This is a genomic window from Embleya sp. NPDC025285 (assembly GCF_055558835.1).
In genome coordinates this window covers 300,255-322,024 of the sequence record NZ_JBVHLU010000001.1, presented here as the reverse complement: position 1 = coordinate 322,024, position 21,770 = coordinate 300,255, and the positions used below count along the sequence as shown (strand labels likewise).

General features: G+C 72.0%; 19 protein-coding genes. 12 read left to right on the top strand and 7 right to left on the bottom strand.

The features are described from left to right. The first annotated feature begins 67 nt into the window (after positions 1-67). Positions 68-634, top strand: a complete 567-nt coding sequence (locus tag ACZ4FV_RS01300) for a hypothetical protein (protein WP_465321555.1) — start codon at positions 68-70, stop codon at positions 632-634. Positions 635-689: 55 nt separating this feature from the next. Here the strand turns inward: ACZ4FV_RS01300 and ACZ4FV_RS01295 are convergent, their stop codons facing one another. After that, complete coding sequence (locus ACZ4FV_RS01295) at positions 690-1,136, bottom strand: winged helix-turn-helix transcriptional regulator (protein ID WP_402229137.1); 447 nt, start codon at positions 1,134-1,136, stop codon at positions 690-692. 80 nt (positions 1,137-1,216) lie between these two features. Between ACZ4FV_RS01295 and ACZ4FV_RS01290 the strand changes: the two genes are divergently transcribed. The 3 genes from ACZ4FV_RS01290 to ACZ4FV_RS01280 all read left to right on the top strand — a co-directional run bounded on the left by ACZ4FV_RS01290 (position 1,217) and on the right by ACZ4FV_RS01280 (position 4,913). Then, the gene (locus ACZ4FV_RS01290; protein ID WP_465321554.1) at positions 1,217-2,671 is read left to right on the top strand and encodes an MFS transporter; all 1,455 of its coding nucleotides are present in this window, start codon (positions 1,217-1,219) and stop codon (positions 2,669-2,671) included. A gap of 302 nt (positions 2,672-2,973) precedes the next feature. Beyond that, positions 2,974-4,281, top strand: coding sequence for a sensor histidine kinase (locus tag ACZ4FV_RS01285; protein WP_465321553.1), 1,308 nt, complete (start codon positions 2,974-2,976; stop codon positions 4,279-4,281). After that, entirely contained in the window at positions 4,269-4,913 is a 645-nt protein-coding gene (locus tag ACZ4FV_RS01280) for a response regulator (protein ID WP_395859711.1), read from the top strand. The genes ACZ4FV_RS01285 and ACZ4FV_RS01280 overlap by 13 nt, the downstream gene beginning before the upstream one ends. A gap of 51 nt (positions 4,914-4,964) precedes the next feature. Here the strand turns inward: ACZ4FV_RS01280 and ACZ4FV_RS01275 are convergent, their stop codons facing one another. The 5 genes from ACZ4FV_RS01275 to ACZ4FV_RS01255 form a co-directional block, all read right to left on the bottom strand. Next, entirely contained in the window at positions 4,965-5,945 is a 981-nt protein-coding gene (locus ACZ4FV_RS01275; protein ID WP_465321551.1) for a fumarylacetoacetate hydrolase family protein, read from the bottom strand. A 136-nt stretch (positions 5,946-6,081) separates the two neighbouring features. Then, entirely contained in the window at positions 6,082-6,711 is a 630-nt protein-coding gene (locus ACZ4FV_RS01270; protein WP_395859713.1) for a 3-oxoacid CoA-transferase subunit B, read from the bottom strand. Further along, complete coding sequence (locus ACZ4FV_RS01265; RefSeq protein WP_395859714.1) at positions 6,711-7,493, bottom strand: CoA transferase subunit A; 783 nt, start codon at positions 7,491-7,493, stop codon at positions 6,711-6,713. The genes ACZ4FV_RS01270 and ACZ4FV_RS01265 overlap by 1 nt, the downstream gene beginning before the upstream one ends. 349 nt (positions 7,494-7,842) lie before the next feature. Further along, complete coding sequence (locus ACZ4FV_RS01260) at positions 7,843-8,778, bottom strand: MBL fold metallo-hydrolase (protein ID WP_395859716.1); 936 nt, start codon at positions 8,776-8,778, stop codon at positions 7,843-7,845. A 138-nt stretch (positions 8,779-8,916) separates the two neighbouring features. Further along, positions 8,917-9,456, bottom strand: coding sequence for a TIGR03086 family metal-binding protein (locus ACZ4FV_RS01255; RefSeq protein ID WP_395859717.1), 540 nt, complete (start codon positions 9,454-9,456; stop codon positions 8,917-8,919). A 285-nt stretch (positions 9,457-9,741) separates the two neighbouring features. Here ACZ4FV_RS01255 and ACZ4FV_RS01250 point away from each other — a divergent pair, with 285 nt between their 5' ends. Continuing rightward, the gene (locus ACZ4FV_RS01250) at positions 9,742-10,437 is read left to right on the top strand and encodes a DsbA family oxidoreductase (protein ID WP_395859718.1); all 696 of its coding nucleotides are present in this window, start codon (positions 9,742-9,744) and stop codon (positions 10,435-10,437) included. Continuing rightward, a complete protein-coding gene (locus ACZ4FV_RS01245) occupies positions 10,434-11,657 on the top strand; it encodes an MFS transporter (protein ID WP_395859719.1) in 1,224 nt (407 codons plus the stop codon). The genes ACZ4FV_RS01250 and ACZ4FV_RS01245 overlap by 4 nt, the downstream gene beginning before the upstream one ends. A 237-nt stretch (positions 11,658-11,894) precedes the next feature. Here ACZ4FV_RS01245 and ACZ4FV_RS01240 read toward each other — a convergent pair whose 3' ends face one another. Then, on the bottom strand, positions 11,895-13,565 hold the full coding sequence (locus ACZ4FV_RS01240) for a family 20 glycosylhydrolase (RefSeq protein ID WP_402229150.1): 1,671 nt from the start codon (positions 13,563-13,565) through the stop codon (positions 11,895-11,897). A gap of 497 nt (positions 13,566-14,062) precedes the next feature. Here ACZ4FV_RS01240 and ACZ4FV_RS01235 point away from each other — a divergent pair, with 497 nt between their 5' ends. From ACZ4FV_RS01235 to ACZ4FV_RS01210, 6 genes are all read left to right on the top strand, one after another. Beyond that, complete coding sequence (locus tag ACZ4FV_RS01235; RefSeq protein ID WP_395859722.1) at positions 14,063-16,582, top strand: sensor histidine kinase; 2,520 nt, start codon at positions 14,063-14,065, stop codon at positions 16,580-16,582. Then, entirely contained in the window at positions 16,579-17,004 is a 426-nt protein-coding gene (locus ACZ4FV_RS01230; RefSeq protein WP_360314312.1) for a roadblock/LC7 domain-containing protein, read from the top strand. Before ACZ4FV_RS01235 ends, ACZ4FV_RS01230 begins: the two co-directional genes overlap by 4 nt. Positions 17,005-17,084: 80 nt before the next feature. Continuing rightward, positions 17,085-18,299 carry an ABC transporter substrate-binding protein gene (locus ACZ4FV_RS01225; RefSeq protein ID WP_395859723.1) on the top strand — a complete coding sequence of 405 codons (1,215 nt, stop codon included), beginning with the start codon at positions 17,085-17,087 and terminating at the stop codon, positions 18,297-18,299. Positions 18,300-18,329: 30 nt separating this feature from the next. Further along, the gene (locus ACZ4FV_RS01220) at positions 18,330-19,205 is read left to right on the top strand and encodes a branched-chain amino acid ABC transporter permease (RefSeq protein ID WP_395859724.1); all 876 of its coding nucleotides are present in this window, start codon (positions 18,330-18,332) and stop codon (positions 19,203-19,205) included. Further along, on the top strand, positions 19,202-21,058 hold the full coding sequence (locus tag ACZ4FV_RS01215; protein WP_402229155.1) for a branched-chain amino acid ABC transporter ATP-binding protein/permease: 1,857 nt from the start codon (positions 19,202-19,204) through the stop codon (positions 21,056-21,058). Before ACZ4FV_RS01220 ends, ACZ4FV_RS01215 begins: the two co-directional genes overlap by 4 nt. A gap of 3 nt (positions 21,059-21,061) precedes the next feature. Beyond that, positions 21,062-21,769: an ABC transporter ATP-binding protein gene (locus tag ACZ4FV_RS01210; protein ID WP_395859726.1), complete on the top strand. Its 708-nt coding sequence runs from the start codon at positions 21,062-21,064 to the stop codon at positions 21,767-21,769. Position 21,770: the final 1 nt, after the last annotated feature.

The following is a 21,770-nucleotide window of genomic DNA, read 5'->3' as shown; positions in this document are numbered from 1 at the left end:
CCGGTCGGTTGTCGGACGCGGTATCTACGTTGAACCCCGACGGACATCGCGACCGAAGGGGTGGGCCATGGGATTCAACGGGGACATCGTCGTATTACGCGCACAGACGCCGTTGACGGACCTGGCCCCCTTCGTCGGCGGAAGCGGACATCCGGTCTACGGCGAGTGGTCCTACCTCGACGGCTGGCGTGCGGTGCACGTGCGGCACTTCGAGGATCCGTACGCCTTCCAGGGGCCGTGGCTGACCGACTTGGCCGCCCGGACCGGCTCTCCCGTACTGGTCTGCGGCGTGTTCGAGAGCGATGTCGCGCACGTCCAGGGGCTGAGCGGGACGCACTTCTGGGAGGGCTGGCTCGACCCCGGCACCGCCGCCTCGCGGTTGGCCCAGGACCGGTGGGAACGCGCGGGCGGGCGGGGCGACTTCGCCCGGGTCCGGGACGAGGCCGCCGCGTGGCTGGAGGAGGATCGGCCGCGCGTCGCGGAGGCCGCGGTCCGGTGGGCCGCGGCGGCCGGGTACCAGGTGCGGCCCGAGCCCGTCGTGGAATTGTTGGCCCTGAAGCGGGATCCGTTCGTCGAGCGGTTGTTCTTCGAACTGCTGACCCGCCTCGGCCTGGTGGCGGCGCCCGCGCGGTAGGTCGATCGCGGTCCCGGGGCGCTCGCGGCTCACGCGGCCCCGGGCCGCTCGCGGCTCATTCGACCTTGCGCACCTCGGTATCCTCCGGCCGGATCCGCCGGCCGTCCGCGGCGTGCACCTCGAGCGCCCGCAGCGGCCGGCCGTCGCGGCGGTCCAGCAGGCTGGACTGCGGCTCGGCCGGCTCGAACCAGTGCGCCTCGCCCCACTGCCGCAGAGCGACGATCACGGTGAACAGGTCGCGGCCCTTGGCGGTCAGCACGTACTCGCCGTAGGCGCTGCCGTCCGACGCGGGCACCACCTCCATGATCCCGCCGGCCACCAGCGCGCGCAGTCGTGCGGTCAGGATGTTCTTGGCCACGCCCAGGCTGCGCTGGAACTCGCCGAACCGCCGGCTCCCGTCGAACGCGTCGCGCACGATCAGCAGCGACCACCAGTCGCCGATCGCGTCCACGGACCGGGCCACCGGACACGTGCTGTCGTCGAACCGCGTGCGCTGCACCATGCCTCGTCCTCTCCTGCCGGGCGATCACCCACCATCACCCTGGTTGCAACATGCTACCAAGCTCGTCTAGCGTGCATCTGGTGGCAATTTGCAACCAGATGCACGAGGGGCGGGACATGGCAGCCGAGCACGACGTGCCGGAGCACACCGAGGAGCGGAACGAACACAGCACCGCGGAGAGGACCGAAGCGCGCACCGGGAAGGGAACCGACGCGGGAACAGGGAAGGGGACCGAAGCCCGAACCGGCGCGCGAATCCGGGAAGCCGTGGGCACCGCGTCGACCGCCGGATCCGGCTCGCTCTCCCGTGCGCTCACCCTCGTCTTCGCGATCGCCGCCGGCGTCGCCGTCGCGAACGTCTACCTCGCCCAACCGCTCCTGGTGACCATGGGGCACGACCTCGGCCTCGCCGCAGGCACCGTCGGGGTCGTGGTCACGCTGACCCAGGTCGGCTACGGATTCGGCCTGTTCCTGCTGGTCCCGCTCGGCGACCTGGTCGACCGTCGCCGGCTGCTCGTCGGCCAATTCGCGCTGCTGGCCGCCGCGTTGGCCGGTGTCGGGCTGGCCGGCAACGCCGCATCGCTGTTCGTCGCGATGATCGCCGTGGGCCTGCTCGCGGTGGTCACCCAGGCGGTCGTCGCCTACGCCGCCGCACTGGCCGCGCCGGCCGAACGCGGTCGCGTCGTCGGTTCGGTGACCAGCGGCGTGGTCACCGGCATTCTGCTCGCCCGAACGGTCTCCGGCACGGTGGCCGACCTGGCGGGCTGGCGCGCGGTGTACCTCGGCTTCGCCGCGCTGACCCTGGCGCTGGCCGGGACGCTGTACCGAGTGCTTCCGCGTCGGCGCGACGATCGGGTGCCCGCTTCCGTCGACACGCCGCCGTCCGACCGCAAGGCGCCACCGTCCTATCGCAAGCTGCTCGTCTCGACGGTGACGCTGTTCGTCGAGGAACGCCTCTTCCGGGTCCGCGCGCTCTTCGCGCTGCTGATCTTCGCCGCCTTCAGCACCCTGTGGAGCAGCGTCGCGCTCCCGTTGAGCGAGCCGCCGCTGTCGCTGTCGCACACCGCGATCGGCGCCTTCGGCCTGGCGGGCGCGGCCGGGGCGCTCGGCGCGATCCCGGCCGGGCGGCTGAGCGACCGAGGACACGCGAACCGGGTCACCGGAATCGCGCTCGTGCTGCTCACCCTGTCCTGGCTGCCCCTCGCCTTCACCCGCCAGTCGCTGTGGGCACTGGTCCTGGGCACCATCGTGCTCGACCTCGCCGTACAGGCGGTGCACGTGACCAGCCAGACGTTGATCCACCCGCTGCGCCCGGACGCCGGCAGCCGGCTGATCGGCGGCTACATGATCTTCTACTCGATCGGCAGCGCGGGCGGCGCGATCGCCTCGACCACCCTGTACGCGGCGGCCGGCTGGCTCGCGGTGTGCGCACTGGGCGCGGCCTTCGGGGCGCTGGCACTGCTGGTGTGGGTGCTGGAACTGGGGCGCGCACACCGGATGGAGGGCAGGTCCGCGGCACCGCCCGTCACACCGTGATCAGTACGTTCACGACCACGCCGACGACGAGCAACAGCAGCAGCCAGGACCACGGCGGACGCAGCGCCGGACGCGGTCGGGAGGATCGGTCGCTCACGGTCGACTCCTTCGTCGTTGCCGCCGACCGCTCCGGGTGAGCCGCCGACCTGCACAAACGTAGGATTTCGTAGCGGTGTCCCGGCAGCCCGCACGCGCCCGTTCCGATGGTGGTGCGCGCACCACCATCGGGACACCCGCGGCTCGGCTACCTCTCGCGCGCGGCGGCGGAGACCATCGAACGAGCCCAGGAAAGGGGTCGAGCGGTGCACACGAAACCCGAACCGCCCGAAGCACGCGCCGCGCTCCCCACAGGGCGAGCCGCACTCTCCGGCCTGCCCGCAGCCCGCGCCGCGCTTCGCGGCCTGCCCACCCGGCTGGGTCTGCTCGCGCGAGCCGGCGGCACCGGCCTCCTCGCCCTGCTCGCGCTGCCCGTGGTCCTCATGTGCGCGTGCCTGTACGTCGCCGGCTTCGGCCTGCCCCTGCTGACCCCGCTGCTGCGCGGGGTGCGGCGACTGGCCGGCGCCGAACGCCGTCGGGTGGGCGTCGTGCTCGGCGGCCCACCGGTGCCCGAGCACTATCGCCCCCTCGACGGCCCCCTGCTCACCCGCGCGCGCATCGCGCTGACCGACCCCGCCGGCCGACGGGACCTGCTGTGGCTTCCGGTACACGGCCTGAGCGGAACCCTCGCCGCCGTGCTCGGCCTCGGCCTGACCGTCAGCGCCGTCAACAACCTCACCATGCCGCTGTGGTGGTGGGCCGTGCCGGGTCGGGCGCCGTCCGGCGTCGGCTTCGCGGTCGATTCGTGGTGGAAGGCCGCGGCGATGCTCCCGATCGGCGCGGCGGTCGCGGTGCTCGCGGTCGCCCTGGCCGCACCGCTGCTGCGCGGCCAGGCCCGGCTGACCCGGCCGCTGCTCACCCCGCCGGACGGGTCGGTGGTCGAGCGGCTGGCCGAGGTCACCGCGAGCCGAGCCGCCGCACTGGACGCGCACGGCGCCGAACTGCGGCGGATCGAACGGGATCTGCACGACGGTACGCAGAACCGACTGCTCGCCGTGGTGCTGCATCTCGGGCTGATCGAACGGGCCCTGGAACGCGATCCGGAGCAGGCGCTGCCGCTGGTCCGACGCGCTCGACGGGCGGCCGGCGACGCACTGGACGAGTTGCGCGACGTGGTGCGCGGCATCCACCCGCCGATCCTGGCCGAACGCGGCCTGGACGGCGCCGTCTCGGCCTTGGCCGCCCGCTGTCCGGTGCCCTGCGTCGTGCACACCGCCGGGCTGACCCGCACACCGGCCGCGGTGGAGACGGCCGCGTACTTCGTCGTCGCCGAGGCGTTGAACAATGTGGCCAAGCACAGCCGCGCCGCACACGTCGAGGTCCGGCTGACCCGCGAGGAGGACACGCTGGTGATCGAGGTCGAGGACGACGGGCGCGGTGGCGCGGACGAGCACGCGGGCAGCGGCCTGGTCGGCATCAGGCGGCGCGCGGCCGCGCTGGACGGCCGGTTGAGTGTGCACAGCCCGGTCGGCGGACCGACCCGACTGCGCGCGGAGTTGCCGTGCGGGTGGTGATCGCGGAGGACGACGCGCTGCTGCGCGAGGGCCTGGTCCTGCTGCTGACCGGTGAGGGCTTCGAGGTCGCGGCGGCGGTCGACAACGGCGCCGACTTCCTGGCCGCCGTCGCGGCGCACGGCCCGGACGTCACGGTCGTCGACGTGCGACTGCCGCCGGACTTTCGCGACGAGGGGCTGCGGGCCGCGATCGAGGCCCGGCGGCGCCGGCCCGGGCTGCCCGTGCTGGTGTTGTCCGCCTATGTCGAGGACCGGTACGCCGCGGAGTTGCTCGCCGACGGCAAGGGGGCGACCGGCTATCTGCTCAAGCAACGGGTGGGCGACGTCGACGAGTTCGCCGACGCGCTGCGTCGGGTGGCGGCGGGCGGCACGGTGATGGATCCCGAGGTGGTGGCCCAACTCCTGGTCCGGCGCCGCTCCGACGACCCGCTGCGTGAACTGACCCCCCGCGAGCGCGAGGTGCTCGCACTGATGGCGGAGGGCAGGTCGAACACGGACATCGGCCGGCTTCTGGTGATCAGCGAGGGCGCGGTGAACAAGCACATCCGCAACATCTTCGCGAAGCTCGGGCTGGCCCCCGACGACGCGGGGCATCGACGGGTGCTCGCCGTACTCGCCTATCTGAACGGCTGAGCGAACGAGCACCCGCCGACCGAGTGCCGGGAGGCCGGGGAGGCCGCGGCCTCACGCGTCGAAGGACTCCTTGCGGGTGCGCGGGCGCTTGCGCGCGGCCGGGATCGCTCGCGGTGCGGCGCCCTCGACCACGGTGTTGGTCAGCGTGCCGATTCCCTCGACCGTGAGCGCGACCGTGTCGCCCGGTCGCAGCGGCGGCAACTCGCGTCCCAGACCCCACAGTTCACCCAGGCAACCGCCATTGCCGCAGGTGCCGGTGCCCAGTACGTCACCGGGTCGGACCCAGGTGCCACGCGACGCGTAGGCGACCAGTTCGGCGGGCGGCCAGCCCATGTTGACCAGTGAGTCCCGGCCGACCTCGACGCCGTTGACCGACGCGCGCATGGCCACGTCCAGGAAGCCGTCCGCGTCCCGGTGGACCTCGAACTCGTCGGCGGTCACCAGCCACGGGCCGAGCGTGGTCGCGGTGTCCTTGCCCTTGCACGGACCCAGGCCCACCCGCATCTCACGGGCCTGGAGGTCGCGCGCCGACCAGTCGTTGAAGATGGTGTAGCCGATGATGTGCTCCGCCGCCTGCTCGACCGTCAGGTCCTTGCCCGCGCGGCCGATCACGATGCCGACCTCCAACTCGAAGTCGAGCACGTTCGACCCGGGCGGCATCGGCACCACGTCGCTCGGGCCGATGATCGCGTAGGGGTTGGTGAAGTAGAAGGTGGGCAGCTCGTACCACTCCGGCACCACGGTCGCGTCCGGGCCCTGCACGGTGACCGCGACGCCCTCGACGTGTTCCTCGAACGCCACGAAGTCGCGGACGGTGGGCGGCTGTAGCGGCGGCAGCAGCCGCACCTCGGGGAGCGCGACCGCCGGCTCCGACAGAGCCCGCTCGCCCGCCGCGCGCAATTCCTCGGCGCCGCGCTCGATCAGGCCGAGCAGCGTGACGCCCACCGGCAGCGGGTGCACGACGGCGTCGCCCGCACCGGCCACGACTCCGCAACGGGTCGAGCCGGCCAGGTCGAAGGTGGCGAACTTCATGCGATTGCTCCCTGTTCCGATACGTGCCGAGCACCGGCGACGCGGCGTCGGTATCGCTGAATGATCACAGGTAAATGATCACTGCCCCATGATCATCGCCACATGATCACAGAGCCACAGGGGTCGGCCCACCGTGTCAGGACAGCAACTTCGCGCCGGTCTTCGCGCGCACCTCGTCCTCGGTGACGTCGGGGGCCGTCTCGACCAGGAGCAGGCCGCGGTCGGTGACGTCGATCACCGCGAGGTCGGTGACCACGCGCTGGACGCAGCGCCTGCCGGTGAGCGGCAGCGAACACGTCTCGACGATCTTGTGCTCGCCCTTCCGGGACACGTGCTCCATCAGCACGATCACCCGACGGGCGCCGTGCACGAGGTCCATCGCGCCGCCCATGCCCTTGATCATCTTGCCGGGGATGGTCCAGTTCGCCAGGTCGCCCACCGCGCTGACCTGCATCGCGCCCAGGATCGCGGCGTCGATGTGACCGCCTCGGATCATCCCGAAGGACAGCGCCGAATCGAAGAACGAGGCACCCGGCAGGACCGTGACGGTCTCCTTGCCGGCGTTGATCAGGTCCGCGTCGACCTCGTCCTCGCGCGGGTAGGGCCCCACTCCGAGCAGCCCGTTCTCCGAGTGCAGCACCACGTGCACGCCGGCCGGGATGTGGTTGGGCACCAGCGTGGGCAGCCCGATGCCGAGGTTCACGTACGACCCGTCGGCCAGCTCGGCCGCCGCCCGCGCGGCCATCTCGTCCCTGGTCCAGGCCATCAGTCGCGCACCGTCCCCCGCGCCGCCGGCGCGGTGATCGTGGTCTTCTCGATCTGCTTCTCGGCGGCCTGGGCCGCGCTCAGGACCACGACCCGTTGCACGAACACGCCGGGCAGGTGCACCTCGTCCGGGTCGAGTTCGCCCGGTTCGACCAGTTCCTCGACCTCGGCGACGGTGATCCGCCCGGCCATCGCGGCGAGCGGGTTGAAGTTGCGCGCCGACTTGTCGAACACCAGATTGCCGTGCCGATCGCCCCGGGCCGCCCGGACCAGCGCGTAGTCGGTGGTGATCGACTCCTCCAGGACGTACTCGACCCCGTCGAAGACCCGCACCTCCTTCCTCGGCGAGGCCACCACGACCGCGCCGGCCGCGTCGTAGCGCCACGGCAGACCGCCCTCGGCCACCTGGGTACCGACGCCGGCCGGGGTGAAGAAGGCCGGAATGCCGCACCCACCGGCCCGCAGCCGTTCGGCGAGCGTGCCCTGCGGGGTGAGTTCGAGCTCGATCTCACCGGACAGGTACTGCCGGGCGAACTCCTTGTTCTCACCGACATAGCTGCCGGTCGCGCGCGAGATGCGCCCGGCGTGCAGCAGGATGCCGAGTCCCCATCGGTCCACGCCGCAGTTGTTGGAGACGACCCGCAGATCGCCGGCGCCCTGCGCGTACAGGGCCCCGATCAGCACCGAGGGAATCCCACACAGCCCGAACCCGCCGACCGCGATCGAGGCCCCGTCCCCGATATCCGCCACCGCCGCCTCGGCCGTACCGACCACCTTGTCCACGCCATCTCCGATCACCCACCACCCCGACCCCCCGAAGCTATGCGCCCACCCCCCGCCCCACCCCCCAACCTTCCACCCACCGGAAACCCACCAAAAGCGCCGGCCAGGCCACCCCACAGCCCAACCGGCGCTCCCACAACCACCCAACCCGCCCGCAACCGACCACATCCAACTCGGCCGACCAACCCAGCCCGGCCGGCGCTTGAGGCCACTCAGCCCGGCCGGCGCTTGAGGCCACATAGCCCGTGCGGCGCTTGAGCACACCAGCCCGGCCGGCGCTTGAGGCCACCGGACCGCAGGTCGACCAACCCCCGTCACGCGAAGCGAAACCGCAGGTCGGCCAACCCCGTCACGCGAAGCAAGAGAGCGGCTTGCCGTCGTTGAACGTCACCATGTCCCCGAGCGCGCCGTATATGTCGATCGCCCCCGCCCGCTCGACCCCGTTCAACTCCGCGTACGCACGATGCAGGTTGCCCACGATCCGCTCCGGGTCGGACAACGCCGCATACTCGCCGAGGTCCGTCTCGCGCGCCACGCTCAACGGGTCCAGCCCCGCGTCAAGCCCCTTGCGCGCGGTCTCCAGCACGAAGTTCGTGTACCCGATCGCGTAGTCGATCTGCTCCGGACCACACACCTCGCCGTGTCCGGGAACCAGCGTGGTGGCGCCCAACTGCTTCACCCGCTCCAGCACTTCGAGGTAGCCGGCGGGCGAGCCCATCAGCAGGAACGGAGTGCCGCCGTTGAAGATCAGGTCGCCGGTGTACAGGACGCCCTGCTCCTCGAGCCACACCACCGAGTCGTTCGAGGTGTGCGCGGCGCCGAAGTGCCGTACCTGCGCGCGCAGATCGCCCGCGTACACGGTGACGCCGTCGGTGAAGGTCAGGAACGGCGGGACCGCGCGCACTCCGCCCCAGCCGACGCCCGGCCAGATCGATTCGACCTCCATGATCCCCAGATTCAGGATCTCGGTCCGGGTGTTCTCGTGCGCCACGATGGTGGCCGACTCGAACAGGTAGTTCCCGTTCGTGTGGTCGCCGTGGTGGTGGGTGTTGATCAGCGTGCGCACCGGGGCGTCGGTGTGCTTCGCGATCGTCTCCAGGAAAGTGCGGGTCCGGGCCTCGGTGGCACAGCCGTCGATCGCGACGACGCCCTCCGGACCGACCAGGAACCCGGTGTTGTTGATCCACCAGGTGCCGTCCGGCTGGATGTACGCGTACGCTCCGTCGGCCACCTCCTGGACGCGAGGCGGATCCATCCGGCCGTGATCGTGCTGCGACGTGCTCATCGATACTCCCGATCGACTGGGGGTGTGCGTTGACGTGCATACACCGCCGACCACCCCGTGCGCAGCCTGACGAGCCGTCAGGTGCCGCGTCCGGTAGGGCTTGTCCGGGATGTCCCGGGCCCGGCGGGCGATTCGGGGTCAGTTCACCGCGCGGCCGGTGAACGCGGCGAGCCGGTCGGCGGGCGGCGCGTCCGCGGCGACCGGCTGCTCCGGGCCGAACGCGCGACCCTCCCCGCGCGCGGCGTCCGGCAGGGTCTTGCGCATGCGCTCCAGGAGCACCTCGGCGAGCTCGGGGTCCAGATCGGTCGGCTTGCCCAGGGCGCGGGCCAGGTCCCACGCGTGCACGAAGATGTCGCCGGTGGCCAGGCCGAGCAGGAAGCCGCCGCTCTGCTCGCCGAACGGGGTCTTGATCGCCGCGGCGATCCGCTCCGGGGTGAAGGTCGCGAGCATCGTCTCGACGACCGCCTCGAAGTCCTCCCGGGGATCCTCGGAAACCGGCTCGGTGGGCCCGGCCAGGGCCGCCGCCAGACCGCGCTGCGCGCCGGTGGCATGCGTGAGCAGACCTCGTACGTCCCACTGATCACACGGACACTCGAGCCCCAGCTGTTCGTCGCCGACCTCGGCGAGCAGCGGACGGAAGGCGTCGACGGCGCGCCTGTACTGGGTTATCTGGTCCACGAGGACTCCTCGGGCAGGTGACGCCGCGCGGGCACGGCATGCGTTCCGGGTGACGGACGACGAGCAGCGGTCAGATTACGCCCGGGTCCCCGGCGGCGATACGGCCGGTTGGGGAATGTTTGGCGCCTGCACGTATGTTTCACATCCGGTGCGTCCGCCGCCGTGACCGTCGGTACGTCCGTCCTTTGTATCGCCCCAGGGCGTGTCTTCGATCCCGTGCGTCCCGGGACGCCGCCGCCGAGCGTCGCGTGCCCCCGACCACCGAGCAAGGAAGCTGGAGAGCAAGTGAAGGTCGAGATCTACAGCGATATCGCGTGCCCGTGGTGCTACGTCGGGAAGCGGCGCTTCGAGCGCGCGCTCGCGGCGTTCCCGGGCGCCGAGGACATCCAGGTCACGTACCGTCCCTACGAGCTGGACCCCACCACTCCGGCCGAGCCGGCGCCGCTGCGCGAGCGACTGGCCGCGAAGTTCGGCGCGGCGAACCTCGACGGGATGAACGCGCGGCTCGCCGACGTGGGCGCCGGCGAGGGCATCACCTTCGACTTCACCCAGGCCCTGGCGGTGAACACGCTGACCGCGCACCGGGTGTTGTGGCTCGCGCTCACCGAGTTCGGTCCGGCGGCCCAGGCCGCGCTCAAGGACCGGCTGCTCGCGGCGTACTTCACCGAGGGCGAGAACGTCGCCGACCACGACCGGTTGACCGAGTTCGCGGTCGAGGCCGGCCTGGACCGGGACCGCGTGGTCGCCTTCCTCGCGTCCGACGAGGGCACCGACGAGGTCCGGCGCGAGATCGCCGAGGCGCGGGAGATGGGCGTCACCGCGGTGCCGACGTTCGTGTTCGAGGGCAAGTGGGCGGTCCAGGGCGCGCAGGAGGCGTCCACGTTCCTCCAGGTCCTGGAGCAGGTGCGGGGTCAAAGCGCCGAGTCGGCCGCGCCCGCGGGCGACGGCGACGCGTGCGCCGACGGCTCCTGCGCGGTGTGAGCGTCTCGGGGGGAACGACCCGGGAACTCTCCGCCGAGCGGTTGCGCGGTGCGCGACTGGCCGCGCTGTTCGTGTTCTTCGCGTTCAGCGCCGCGGTCGCGGACTTCCTGGCCCGGATCCCGCAGTTCAAGGAGGATCTGGAACTCGACGACGCCCAGTTGGGGCTGGCCCTGCTCGGCTCGCCGGTCGGCGCGCTGGTGGCGGTGCAACTCGCGGGTACCGCCGCCGGGCGATGGGGCAGCAAGCGGGTCGCGCGGGTGTCGGTGATCGGCGGCTGTCTGGCGCTGCTCCTGCCGGCGTTCGCGTGGGACCTGCCCTCGTTGGCGGTGGGCCTGCTGGTTTTGGGCATGCTGATGGGCTTCACCGATGTCGCGGTGAACGCGCAGGGCGTGGCGATCGAGCAGCACTTGCGCCGCCCGATCATGAACAGCCTGCACGGCGGTTACAGCCTCGGCGGGCTGTTCGGCGCGCTCGTCGGATCCGGCGCGGCTGCCCTGGGGATCACTCCCCGGGTGCATCTGTCGGTGATGGCGGTGGTGCTCGCACTGGCCGTATGGGCGGGTTCGCGTGCGTTGCTGGGCGTCGCGGACGACCCGCATGTACACGCGCCGGTCGAGCCGGCGGATCCGGCGCGACCGGCCGCGCCGGCCGCGGGCGGTGGTCTGCTCCGGTTGCTCGCGGGCTATCGCGCCGTGGTGTTGCTCGCGCTGATCGGGCTGTGCTCGTTCGTCGGCGAGGGTGCGGTGGCGGACTGGAGCGGCGTACATCTGCGCGAGACGCTGGACAGTTCGCCGGGTGTCGCCGGGTTGGGCTTCGCGGGCATGTCGGTGGCGATGGCCGCGGGCCGGTTCGCCGGTGACCGGGTGGTGGAACGGTTCGGCCCGGTCGCGGTGTTGCGGGTGGGCGCGCTGATCGGCGCGCTCGGCATGACGCTCGCGTTGGCCACGCCGTGGCCGGCGGTCTCGGTGCTCGGCTTCACGCTGTTCGGCGTCGGGGTGGCCCCGGTCGCACCGGTGACGTTCAGCGCGGCCGGCAACACCCCGGGAGTGCCCGCCGCGTGGGCCATCTCGCGGGTGACCGGCATCGCCTACATCGGGCTGCTCGCGGGCCCGCCGATGATCGGCTTCATCGCCCACCACACCAGCCTGACCACGGCGTTGGCCATTCCGGCGGTGCTGGTCGCGATCATCGCGCTCACCGCGGGGGCGGTCCGCCGCTGAGTGCTCCGTGCCCGGGTACCGGTCCGCCGATCGATCCGATCGGCGGACCGGTACCCGGCACGGATCCGAGGACGGGCCCGAGCACGGATCCGAGGTGGGCCCGGGCACGGGGTGTGGGCACGAGGTACGAGCCCGAACCGGAGCACAGGCCCGAGCACAGGCCCCGGGCACCAGCCCCGAGCACAGACCCCGGGCACAGGCCCCGAGGGCCGAACCCACCCACGCCGGGCGCCCGCGTCAGGACAACTTCCGCGCGTAGTTGATCCCCCGCGCCTGCCACCGCGCCTCGTGCGTGCCGATCCGGGTCCTGAAGTCCGCCCAGTCGCGCCGCTCCGGCCGGGACCAGGCCGCCTCGGCGACCGCCGCGATCCGTGGGAAGAGCAGATACTCGGCGTCCGCGACGCTCTTGATCGTCTCGCCCCACAACGCGCCCTCGACCCCGAGCACCGCGTCCGCGGGCAGCCCCGGCAGGTGCGTCGAGGGTTCCCAGTCGTAGGACGTGCGCACATCCACGGTGCCCGCCCAGGTCACCCCGAGCCGCTCGCCCCCGGCGTACTTCATGTCCAGGTAGGCGTGGTCGGCCGGGGCCATCACCACCTTGTGCCCGGCCCGCGCGGCGGCCGCGACCGCGGCCGCGTCCTGCTTGGACGCGCCCCAGTACTCGATGATCGCGCCGGGCACCGGGTCGCCCGCGGCGAGTTGGTGCCATGCGATGAGTTGCTTGCCGTGCCTGGCCACGATCGGCTGCGCGCGGGCCATGAACGCCCGGTACTGCGCGGGCTTGAGGGTGTGCGTCTCGTCGCCGCCGATGTGCAGGTAGGGGCCCGGGGTGAGTTCGGCGAGCCGGCCGAGCACCTCGTCGAGGAAGGTGTAGGTCGCCTCGCCGTCCACGCACAGCGCGGAGAAGCCGACCTGGGTACCGGTGTAGGGGGCGTACTTGCGTCCGTCGCACGCCAGTTCCGGGTAGGCCACGATCGCCGCGTTGGTGTGTCCGGGCATGTCGATCTCGGGCACCACGGTGATGAAGCGCTCGGCCGCGTAGCCGATCACCCCCTGGTAGTCGGCCGCCGTCCAGAAGCCGCCCGGCCCGCCGCCGACCTGGGTCGAGGCGCCGATTCCGGTGAGTCGGGGTCGGCCCTCGATCGCGATCCGCCAGCCCTGGTCGTCGGTCAGGTGCAGGTGCAGGTGGTTGAACTTGTAGGCGGCGATGTGGTCGATCAGTCGGCGCATCTCGGCGGGCGGATAGAAGTGCCGGGCCAGGTCGATCATGATGCCCCGGTACGGATACCGCGGCGCGTCCCGGACCACGGCGGGACGCAGTTCGAACGGTGCCCGGGCCGGGACCAGTTGGCGCAACGTCTGGGCGCCTCGATACAGGCCGGCCGGAGCGCTCGCGCGGATCGTGGCGCCGCCCGCGGTCACGGTCAACGCGTACGCCTCGTCGCCGGCCGGCCGGTCCGCCGGCGTCGTCCCGGGCGGGTCCGGCACCAGGGACAGGTCGGTTCCGGCGTGGGCGCGGGCATCGACCACCACGGGCAGGGGCAGGCCGGTGGCGGTGCGCAGTTCGGCGGCGACCACCTCGGCGACCGCCCGCGCGGCCTCGGTCGCGGCCCGCACCCTGGTGTCCCGGGACAGCGTCCAGCCCGCGCCCTGGGCGCCGAGCGCCTCGATCGGGATCGGGACCAGTCCTCGGGCGTCGGCGGCGAGTGGTCCGGGCGGCGGCTCACCGGCCTCGGCGGCGCCGGGCTCGGCACCACCGGGGTCCGGTGCGCCCGAGCCCGGGGCCGCGCCCGGGTCGGTCCCGGGGTTGCCGTCGGAGGAGGACGAGTCGGTGACCCATACGGCCGTCCCCGCGGCGGCGGCGATCGGCACGGCCAGGAAAAAAGCCAGGGCGCGTCGGCGCTGCATGTGACTCTCCCAATTCGGTCCGCCGGGATCGGTCTCGGCTCAGTCTAGGCAGTCGGGGTCGACTATCCGGTTGGTCGACACTTCGAAACCGGAGGGCAACGATCCGGTATATCCCAACGAATGGTTGGCAAACGGGCACTTGGAGATGGGGGTCAAAATACGGATAAAGACGTCCGACGGGAGAAGTCGGAGCCAAATCAGGTGATATGCGTCCGTGTATTGCCATGACCGACCATGCATATTCCTTCGCAGAGTTAACTTACGGATGTCAACATTCGCCGCCGTATGCGGGGCGCGCGATGCATTACCCACCGGCCACTGCGAGCACACGTGCGAATGCCGCTAGGCTCTGCCCGTCGTGCACGGAATAGGACGCGATCCGCGTCACCGAAAGCGCAAGACCGGAAAGTGCGAATCATCGGGAAAATGACGTACTTGACAAGCGGAATACTCGACTCCGTATCCCTGCCTCGCTCCACCCCGGCACCGACCTGGTGGTGGACGACCTGAACATCACTCGGAAGCTCGTCCTGCTCGTCGCCGTGCCCCTCACCGTGATGGTGGGGTCCGCGGGACTCGCCGTGTCCACCACGACCGGCGAGGCCCTCGACGCGAACCGCCTTCGCTCGCTGACCAAGGTCTCCGCGGAGGCGGGCGAGCTCGCGCACCGCCTGCAGAGCGAACGCGCGGCCGCCGCCGCGGTGCTGTGGCCGGACGCCGGCAGCAACGCGCTGGTCACGTACCACCAGCGCACCGCCGCGACGGACGAGAGCGCCACGCGCTACCGCAAGTTGCGCAAGGACCTCGGCTCGATCCCCGGCAACACCAAAGAACGCCTGCGCAGGCTGGACGCGGGTCTGACCGACCTGACCGCGCTGCGCGAGCAGGTCCAGGCGCCCAAGGGCACCTCGCTGACCGCCGTCGTCTTCCGCTACCGCATCCTGATCGCGGACGCGCTCGACTACCGCGACAGCGTGGCCCAGGCCGGCGGCGCCGGCCCCGACAACTCGGACCGCCTGCGTGCCGCCGCCGCGCTCTCGCACGCCACGGAGTGGCTGGGACAACAACAGACGGCGGTCCTGCGCGCGTTGTCGTCCAACCGGATCTCGCCGTCCCAACAGCAGGACATCCTGGCCACCCGGACCGGCTACGACGAGAGCGAGACGTCCTTCGAGTCGCTCGCCGACGAGGAGTGGCTGGGCTGGCTGGAACTCGCCCAGACCGGCCCGGAGATCCTGGCCGTCCACCAGCTCGAGGACGCCGTCTCCCGGGCCAAGGTGGACACACCCATCCTGATCCCTCAGGACGTGTGGACCAAGGCGACCGCCGACCGGATCGCCCGGATCAGCGACGTCGAACGACGCGTGGACGCGTCGGTGCTGTCCTCGGTCAGCGACGAACGCGACAGCCGACGCTGGTGGGCGATCGGACAGGCCGCGGCGGTGCTGCTCGCGCTGGCCGCCGCCGTGATCCTGGTGCTGCGCCTGGGCCGGCCGATGACGCGCGAACTGCTGCGCCTGCGCGACACCGCGCACGAGGTGGCCTACACCGGTCTGCCGGACGCGGTCGCCAAGCTCCAGCAGGGGCGTTCCCTCGACGGCGCGACCGCCGACGAGATCGCCGAACGCGCGGGGACCCCCATCGAGGTGCGCGGCAAGGACGAGATCGCCGAGGTGGGCTCGGCGTTCAACACCGTCTTCACCGCCGCCGTCCGCATCGCCGCCGAACAGGCGGTCCTGCGAGCCGGTATCGCCACCGTGCTGGTCGCGCTCGCCCGCCGCAACCAGCGGCTCACCGACGGCCTGGTCAAGGTCCTCGACGAGGCCGAGGCACACGAGCACGACCCGGACCGGCTCAAGCGGCTGTACTCGCTCGACCACCTGGTCCAGCGCATGGGCCGCAACAACACCAGTCTGCTGGTGCTCGGCGGCGAGGGCACCGCGCGCGTGCGCGAGGACGCGCTGCTCCTGGACGTCGCGCGTGCGGCGATCGGCCGGATCGAACGGTTCACCCGGGTCGACCCCGGCGCGGTGGACCCGCGCATCCTGATCGCCGGACGGGCCCGCGACGACGTCGCGCACCTGCTCGCCGAACTGCTGGACAACGCGACCAAGTTCAGCCGTCCGGAGACCTGGGTGGTGCTCCAGGCGAACCGTCGCGGCGACGGCGCGGTGCTGACCGTGACCGACTCCGGCGTGGGCATCACCCCGGAGCGACTGGCCGGGTTCAACGAACGCCTCGCGTCGCCGGCCCAGTTGGACGTGCACGCGGTGCGCGCGATGGGTCTGACCGTGGCGGGCCACCTGGCCACGCGCTACGGCATCACGATCACCCTGACCCCGGGCCCGCAGGGCGGCACGGTCGCCGAGGTCGGCCTGCCCGAGGACATCGTGGTCTTCCGCGATCGCCCCGGTCGGCACCGCGGCGTGCCCAAGGCCGAGGTCGCGCAACTGCCCCCCTCGGGTCGGGCGCCGGACGTCGGCGTGCGCGCCGGCGGCCATCCCGACCCGGGTCCGTTCGAGCCGGTGCCGAGCGTGTTCACGCCCACCCGGCCGCAACCGGTCAGCGACGCGAGCGCTCCCGGACCGCGTGAACCCGCGCCCTCGGGACTGCGCTTCACCGGTTCTCGGCCGCCCGTGCCCGCCGCCCCGACCCCGCCCGCGCTCGCCCCGCCGGCCCCGCCGGCGCAGGTCGAACCCGAGCGGCGTCCGGAACGGTCGCTGCCGTCGGCTCCGGAACCGACGGAGTCCGGCCGCACCACGAACACGGGCCTGCCGCTGCGGGTTCGCCGGGACACTCCCACCGTGCACCCGGGCAGCCCCGCCGCACCCGCCGCGCCGCTGGTCGGCTCGGCCGGAACGCCCGCCCGGGCGAACAACACGCCGGACCGCCGGGACGCCCGCCAGGTGTCCGCGGCCATGTCCGCCTTCGCGCAGGGCATCGGGCACAGCCGGGCCCGCCGCGCCCCCTCGCCCCGCCCCGGCGGCGGCGAACCGGATCACAAGGAGAGATCGTGACCCACCCCACCGCAGCCGATCTCAGTTGGCTGCTCAACGATTTCGCCACCCGGGTGCCCGAGGTGCTGCACGCCGTCGCGGTCTCCGCGGACGGACTCGTGGTGGCCAACACCAGTTCGCTGCCGCAGGACCGCGCCGACCAGCTCGGCGCGGTCGCGTCCGGCCTGGTCAGCCTGCTGGCCGGTGCCGCACGGCTGTTCGGCACCGACCCGGTGGCCAGCAACCTGACCGAGATGAACGGCGCGTTCATGTTCTCGATGCAGGTCAGCGACGGTGCCTCGCTGCTGGTGCTGGCCTCGCGGGAGTGCGACATCGGTCAGGTCTCGTTCGAGATGGCCGAGCTGATCAACCAGGTCGGCCCGGCGCTGACCCCGGCCGCCCGCGAGCGCTTCCTGCACGTGCAGCGCGGCGCGCTGGGCTGACCGAAGCACTCTCGCGTCCCTCCCGACGCAGCCCTCCCTCTGCTCGATCGCTCTCCCACGTCCACACCCTGGAGCACGTCATGACCCCGGCAAGTCCCATAACCCGACGCACGTTCCGCGTCACCGCCGCCGGCCTGATCGCCGGCGCCCTCGCCTTCACCACCGCGTGCAGCGGCAGCGCGGCGGACGACAAGAAGGGCGGGTCGTCCTCCGGCACGATCAAGATCGGCCTGACGATCCCGCTGACCGGTGTCTACGCGTCGCTCGGCCCGGACCTGCAGAACGGCTTCCAGACCTACCTCGACCAGCACGGCGGCAAGCTCGGCGGGCACAAGATCGAGCTCGTGATCACCGACGAGGGCGACGGCCCGCAGACCTCGGTGCCCTCGGTCACCAAGCTGATCAAGCAGGACAAGGTCACCGCGGTGGTCGGTCTGTCCAACGCGGCCACGGTGGCCGCCAACGTGCAGATCGTCAACGACAACAAGGTGCCGATGATCGGCGCCGTCGGTCGCCCCGGCAAGATCGACAAGCCGGACTACGTCTGGCACACCAGCTACCTCTCGGAGGAGCCGGGTGTGGCGGCGGCGCCGTACATCAAGGAGAACGTGGCCGGCTCGGTCTACGCGATCGGCCCGGACTACCAGGGTGGTTGGGACCAGCTCGGCGGCTTCACCAAGACCTTCGATCAGGCCGGCGGCAAGTTGGCGAACCCGGACGGCAAGACCAAGTGGACGCCGTTCCCGGCCACGACCAACTTCCAGCCGTACTTCACCGAGATCAAGAACTCGGGCGCCAAGGCCGTCTACACGTTCTACGCGGGCACCGCCGCGGTGAACTTCGTCAAGCAGTACAAGCAGTCCGACGTCAAGGACATCCCGCTGTACGCCGCGGGCTTCCTGACCGAGGGCGCGGTACTCGGGGCCGAGGGTGATGCCGCCAAGGGCGTGTTCACCTCGCTCAACTACACGCCCACCCTGGACATCCCGGCCAACCGCTCGTTCGTCGCGGCCTACCAGGGCAAGTACAACACGCTGCCGACGATGATGTCGGCGACCATGTACGACGCGGCCGCCGTGCTGGACAAGGCGATCGCCGCCGCGGGCGACAAGGTCACCCCGGAGGCGGTCAACGCCGCGATCGCCAAGACCGGCAAGGTCGACAGCCCGCGCGGGTCCTGGGAGTTCAACCCGAACACGCACGCTCCCGTGCAGAAGTGGTACCTGCGTGAGGTCAAGCAGGACGGCACCGCGCTGAGCAACGTGATGGTCCGCGAACTCGGCACGCTCGGCTAGCGGCGGATTCGGAGCGAAAGGGAGCGTGCCGTGGGCTGGTTCGACGACAATTTCATCCCCGCCCTGGACGGAGTGGCCTACGGGCTGCTGCTGTTCGTCGTGGCCGCGGGCCTGACTCTGGCCTTCGGCTCGGGTGGAGTCCTCAACCTCGCGCACGGCACGCTCTACGCGTTCGCCGCCTACACCGCGACCGCCGTCGCCGACGGCTCGTGGGTGGGTCTGGCTCTCGCGGTGCTCGCGGGCATCGGGGCGGGCGCGGCCGGTGGCGGGGTGCTCGCGGCGCTGACCGCGCCGATCGCCGGCAGAGGTCATATGGCGCAGGCCATGCTGACCTTCGGCGTCGCGCTGGTCGGCAGCGATCTGCTGACCACCACGTTCGGCAAGGACGACCCGCAGGTCTCGGTGCCCGGCGCACTCGAGGAGCCGGTGTCGATCCTGGGCCACAACTACCCGGGCTACCGACTCGCGTTCATCGTGGTCGCGGTCGTGCTCGGGGTCGCCGGCTGGTACGTGCTCTCGCGTACCCGCGTGGGCGCGGCCGTGCGCGCGTCGGTGGACGACCCCGAGATGCTCGCGGCCGGCGGCATCTCGCCGGCCCGGGTGCGCACGGGCGTACTGATCGCCGCGGGCGCCCTGGCCGGCCTCGCGGGCGGTCTGGGCGCGCCGATCATCGGCCCGTCCACGTCGGTGGCCAACACCGTGTTGCTGCAATCCCTGCTGGTCGTGGTGATCGGCGGGCTGGGTTCGGTCGGCGGTGCGCTGTTGGCGGCGATCCTGGTCGGCGAGGTGCAGACGCTCGGCGTCACGCTGATGCCCGATCTCGCGCCCTATCTGCTGTTCGCCACGATGGCCGTGATGCTGATCGCGCGCACCGCGCGCTTCGGCCCGACGGGGAGCCGAGTATGACCACCCTCGCCCTGCGCGCACGCACCGCGCTGCGCTCGCCGCGCGCGGTCCTGGTGGGCCGAATTTTGGCCGTCGCCGCGATCGTGTGGTTGTTCGCGGCGCCCTACCTGGTCGGCCTGTTCACCCTGATCCTGCTGTCCCAGGCGCTGTCCCTGGGCGTGCTCGCGGCCAGCGTCGCGGTGCTCGGCGGCGGCGCCGGACTGCCCTCGCTGGGCCAGGTCGCGCCGTACGCGGTCGGCGGCTACACGGCGGCGATCCTGGCCGAGCACGGCATGCGGATCGGCGTCGTGCACACCCTGGTCGCGGCGGCGGCCGGCGCCCTGTTCAACGCGGTCACCGCGCCGATCGTGGTGCGCACGCGCGGCGTCACGGTGCTGATGATCACCCTGGCCGTCGGCGAACTGGTGCGCACGGCCGCGGAGAAGTGGAAGTCGGTCACCGGCGGCACCGACGGCAAGTCCGGTGTGCCGCCGATCGAGCCCTTCTGGGGCATGGGCGACCTCGTCGACGACGTGGACACCTACTGGTACGTGCTGATCACCACGCTCGTGGTGATCGGGATCACCGCGCTGGTGCTGCGCTCGCCGGCCGGTCTGCTGCTGGACGGCGCGCGCGAGAACGAGACCCGGATGCGCGCGACCGGCCACCCGGTGACCCGCTACCTCTCGGTCACCTACATCGGGGTCGGCGCGCTCGCGGGCGTCGCCGGCGCGTTGCTAATCTCGGTGCAGCGCTACATCTCGCCCGCGCACATCGGCTTCGACACCTCCTCGCTGGTGCTGCTCGCGGTGGTCATCGGCGGCGGCGCGTCGCTGGTCGGCGCGATGATCGGCGCGGCGCTGATCGTGTTCACCAGGGACTGGCTCTCCGGTCCCTGGCCCGGGCACGGCCCGCTGCTGCTGGGCGTGCTCTTCCTGATCGCGGTGTACACGCTGCCGGGCGGCCTGGTCGGATTGACGGCGGGCGGCCCACGCGCCGCGTGGCGCGCCCTGGCCCGAGCCGGCGGAGCGGCGGAGAAGGAAGGGCAAGAGGGGGAAACCGAGAAGGCGGTGGCGGATCCGGTCACGAAGCCGGAAACCGTCGCCGACCCGGAGGCGCTGCTCACCATTACCGGCCTGACCCGCCGCTACGGCGCGCTGGCGGCCGTGGACGGCCTGGATCTGACCGTGCGCCGCGGTGCCCGGCACGCGCTCCTCGGTCCCAATGGCGCGGGCAAGTCGACCGTGCTCGGCATGGTCGCGGGCGCGATCCCGGTGACCTCGGGCAGCATCGTGTTCGCCGGTCGCGACATCACCCGGCTGCCTCCGGCGCGCCGCTCCCGGATCGGCATCGCGCGCGCGTTCCAACAGCCCGCGGTGGTGCCCTCGCTCTCCGTCCTGGACAACGTGACACTGGCCGCGTGGCGGCACGCCCGGGTCACCGGCACGGCGTGGCGACCCACCCGCTACCGCGCGTTGGCGGCTGAGGCGGCGACCCATCTGGAGACCGTCGGCCTGACCGACCGCGCGGACGAGAACGCCGGCGAACTCTCGCACGGCTCACGGCGGTTGCTCGACATCGCGATGGCCCTCGCGGGCCATCCGAAGCTGCTGCTGCTGGACGAGCCGGCCGCGGGTCTGACCGACACCGACATCGAGCGGCTGGCCGCGGTGCTCAAGGCGCTGCCGGCCGAGGTGACCATGGTGCTGGTCGAGCACAACTTCGCGCTGGTGCGCGAGGTCACCGACACCGTGACGGTGCTGGCGTCCGGACAACTGCTGGCCACCGGCACGCCCGACGAGATCGCGGCGGACCAGGCGGTACGCGACACGTATCTGGGCGCGTCCGAGCCCGAGCACCAGGAAGTGGGCTGAATCGTGCTGGAGATCGGCGAACTGACGGCGGGCTACCAGGGCGGCTCGGTGCTGCACGGGGTGGACCTGAGCATCCCCGAGGGCACGGTGCACGCGCTCCTGGGCGCCAATGGAGCGGGCAAGTCCACCCTCATCCACACCGTCGCGGGGCTGCTCAAGCCCTCCGGCGGCCGCGTGACGCTGGACGGTGGCGACCTCACCGGGCGTCCCGCGCACCGCGTCTCGCTCGCGGGCATCGGCCTGGTGCCGCAGGGTCGGCGGGTGTTCGCGAGCCTGACCGTGGCCGAGCATCTCAAGCTGGCCCACCGCAAGCACGCCGCGTGGACCCCCGCGCGGGTGCTGGAGCTCCTGCCGCGCCTGGGCGAGCGCGCGGGCAATCGGGGTTCGCAACTCTCCGGCGGCGAACAGCAGATGCTGGCGATCGCCCGGGCACTGCTCGGCGGGCCGCGGCTGATCCTGCTGGACGAGCCGACCGAGGGCCTGTCCCCGGTGATCGCCGAGCAGATCCGGGCGTTGATCACCACGCTCGCCGACGAGGGTCTGACCATCCTGGTCGCCGCCCCGCAACTGGGCTTCGTCCAGGGCATCGCGGATCATCTGACGGTGTTGTCCACGGGACGCGTCACCGCGCGGCTGACCTCGGCCGAGGCCGCCGCCGACCCGGGCCCGATCCTGGCCGCCCTGGCCCCGGGCGTGGCCGCGACCGGCTGAC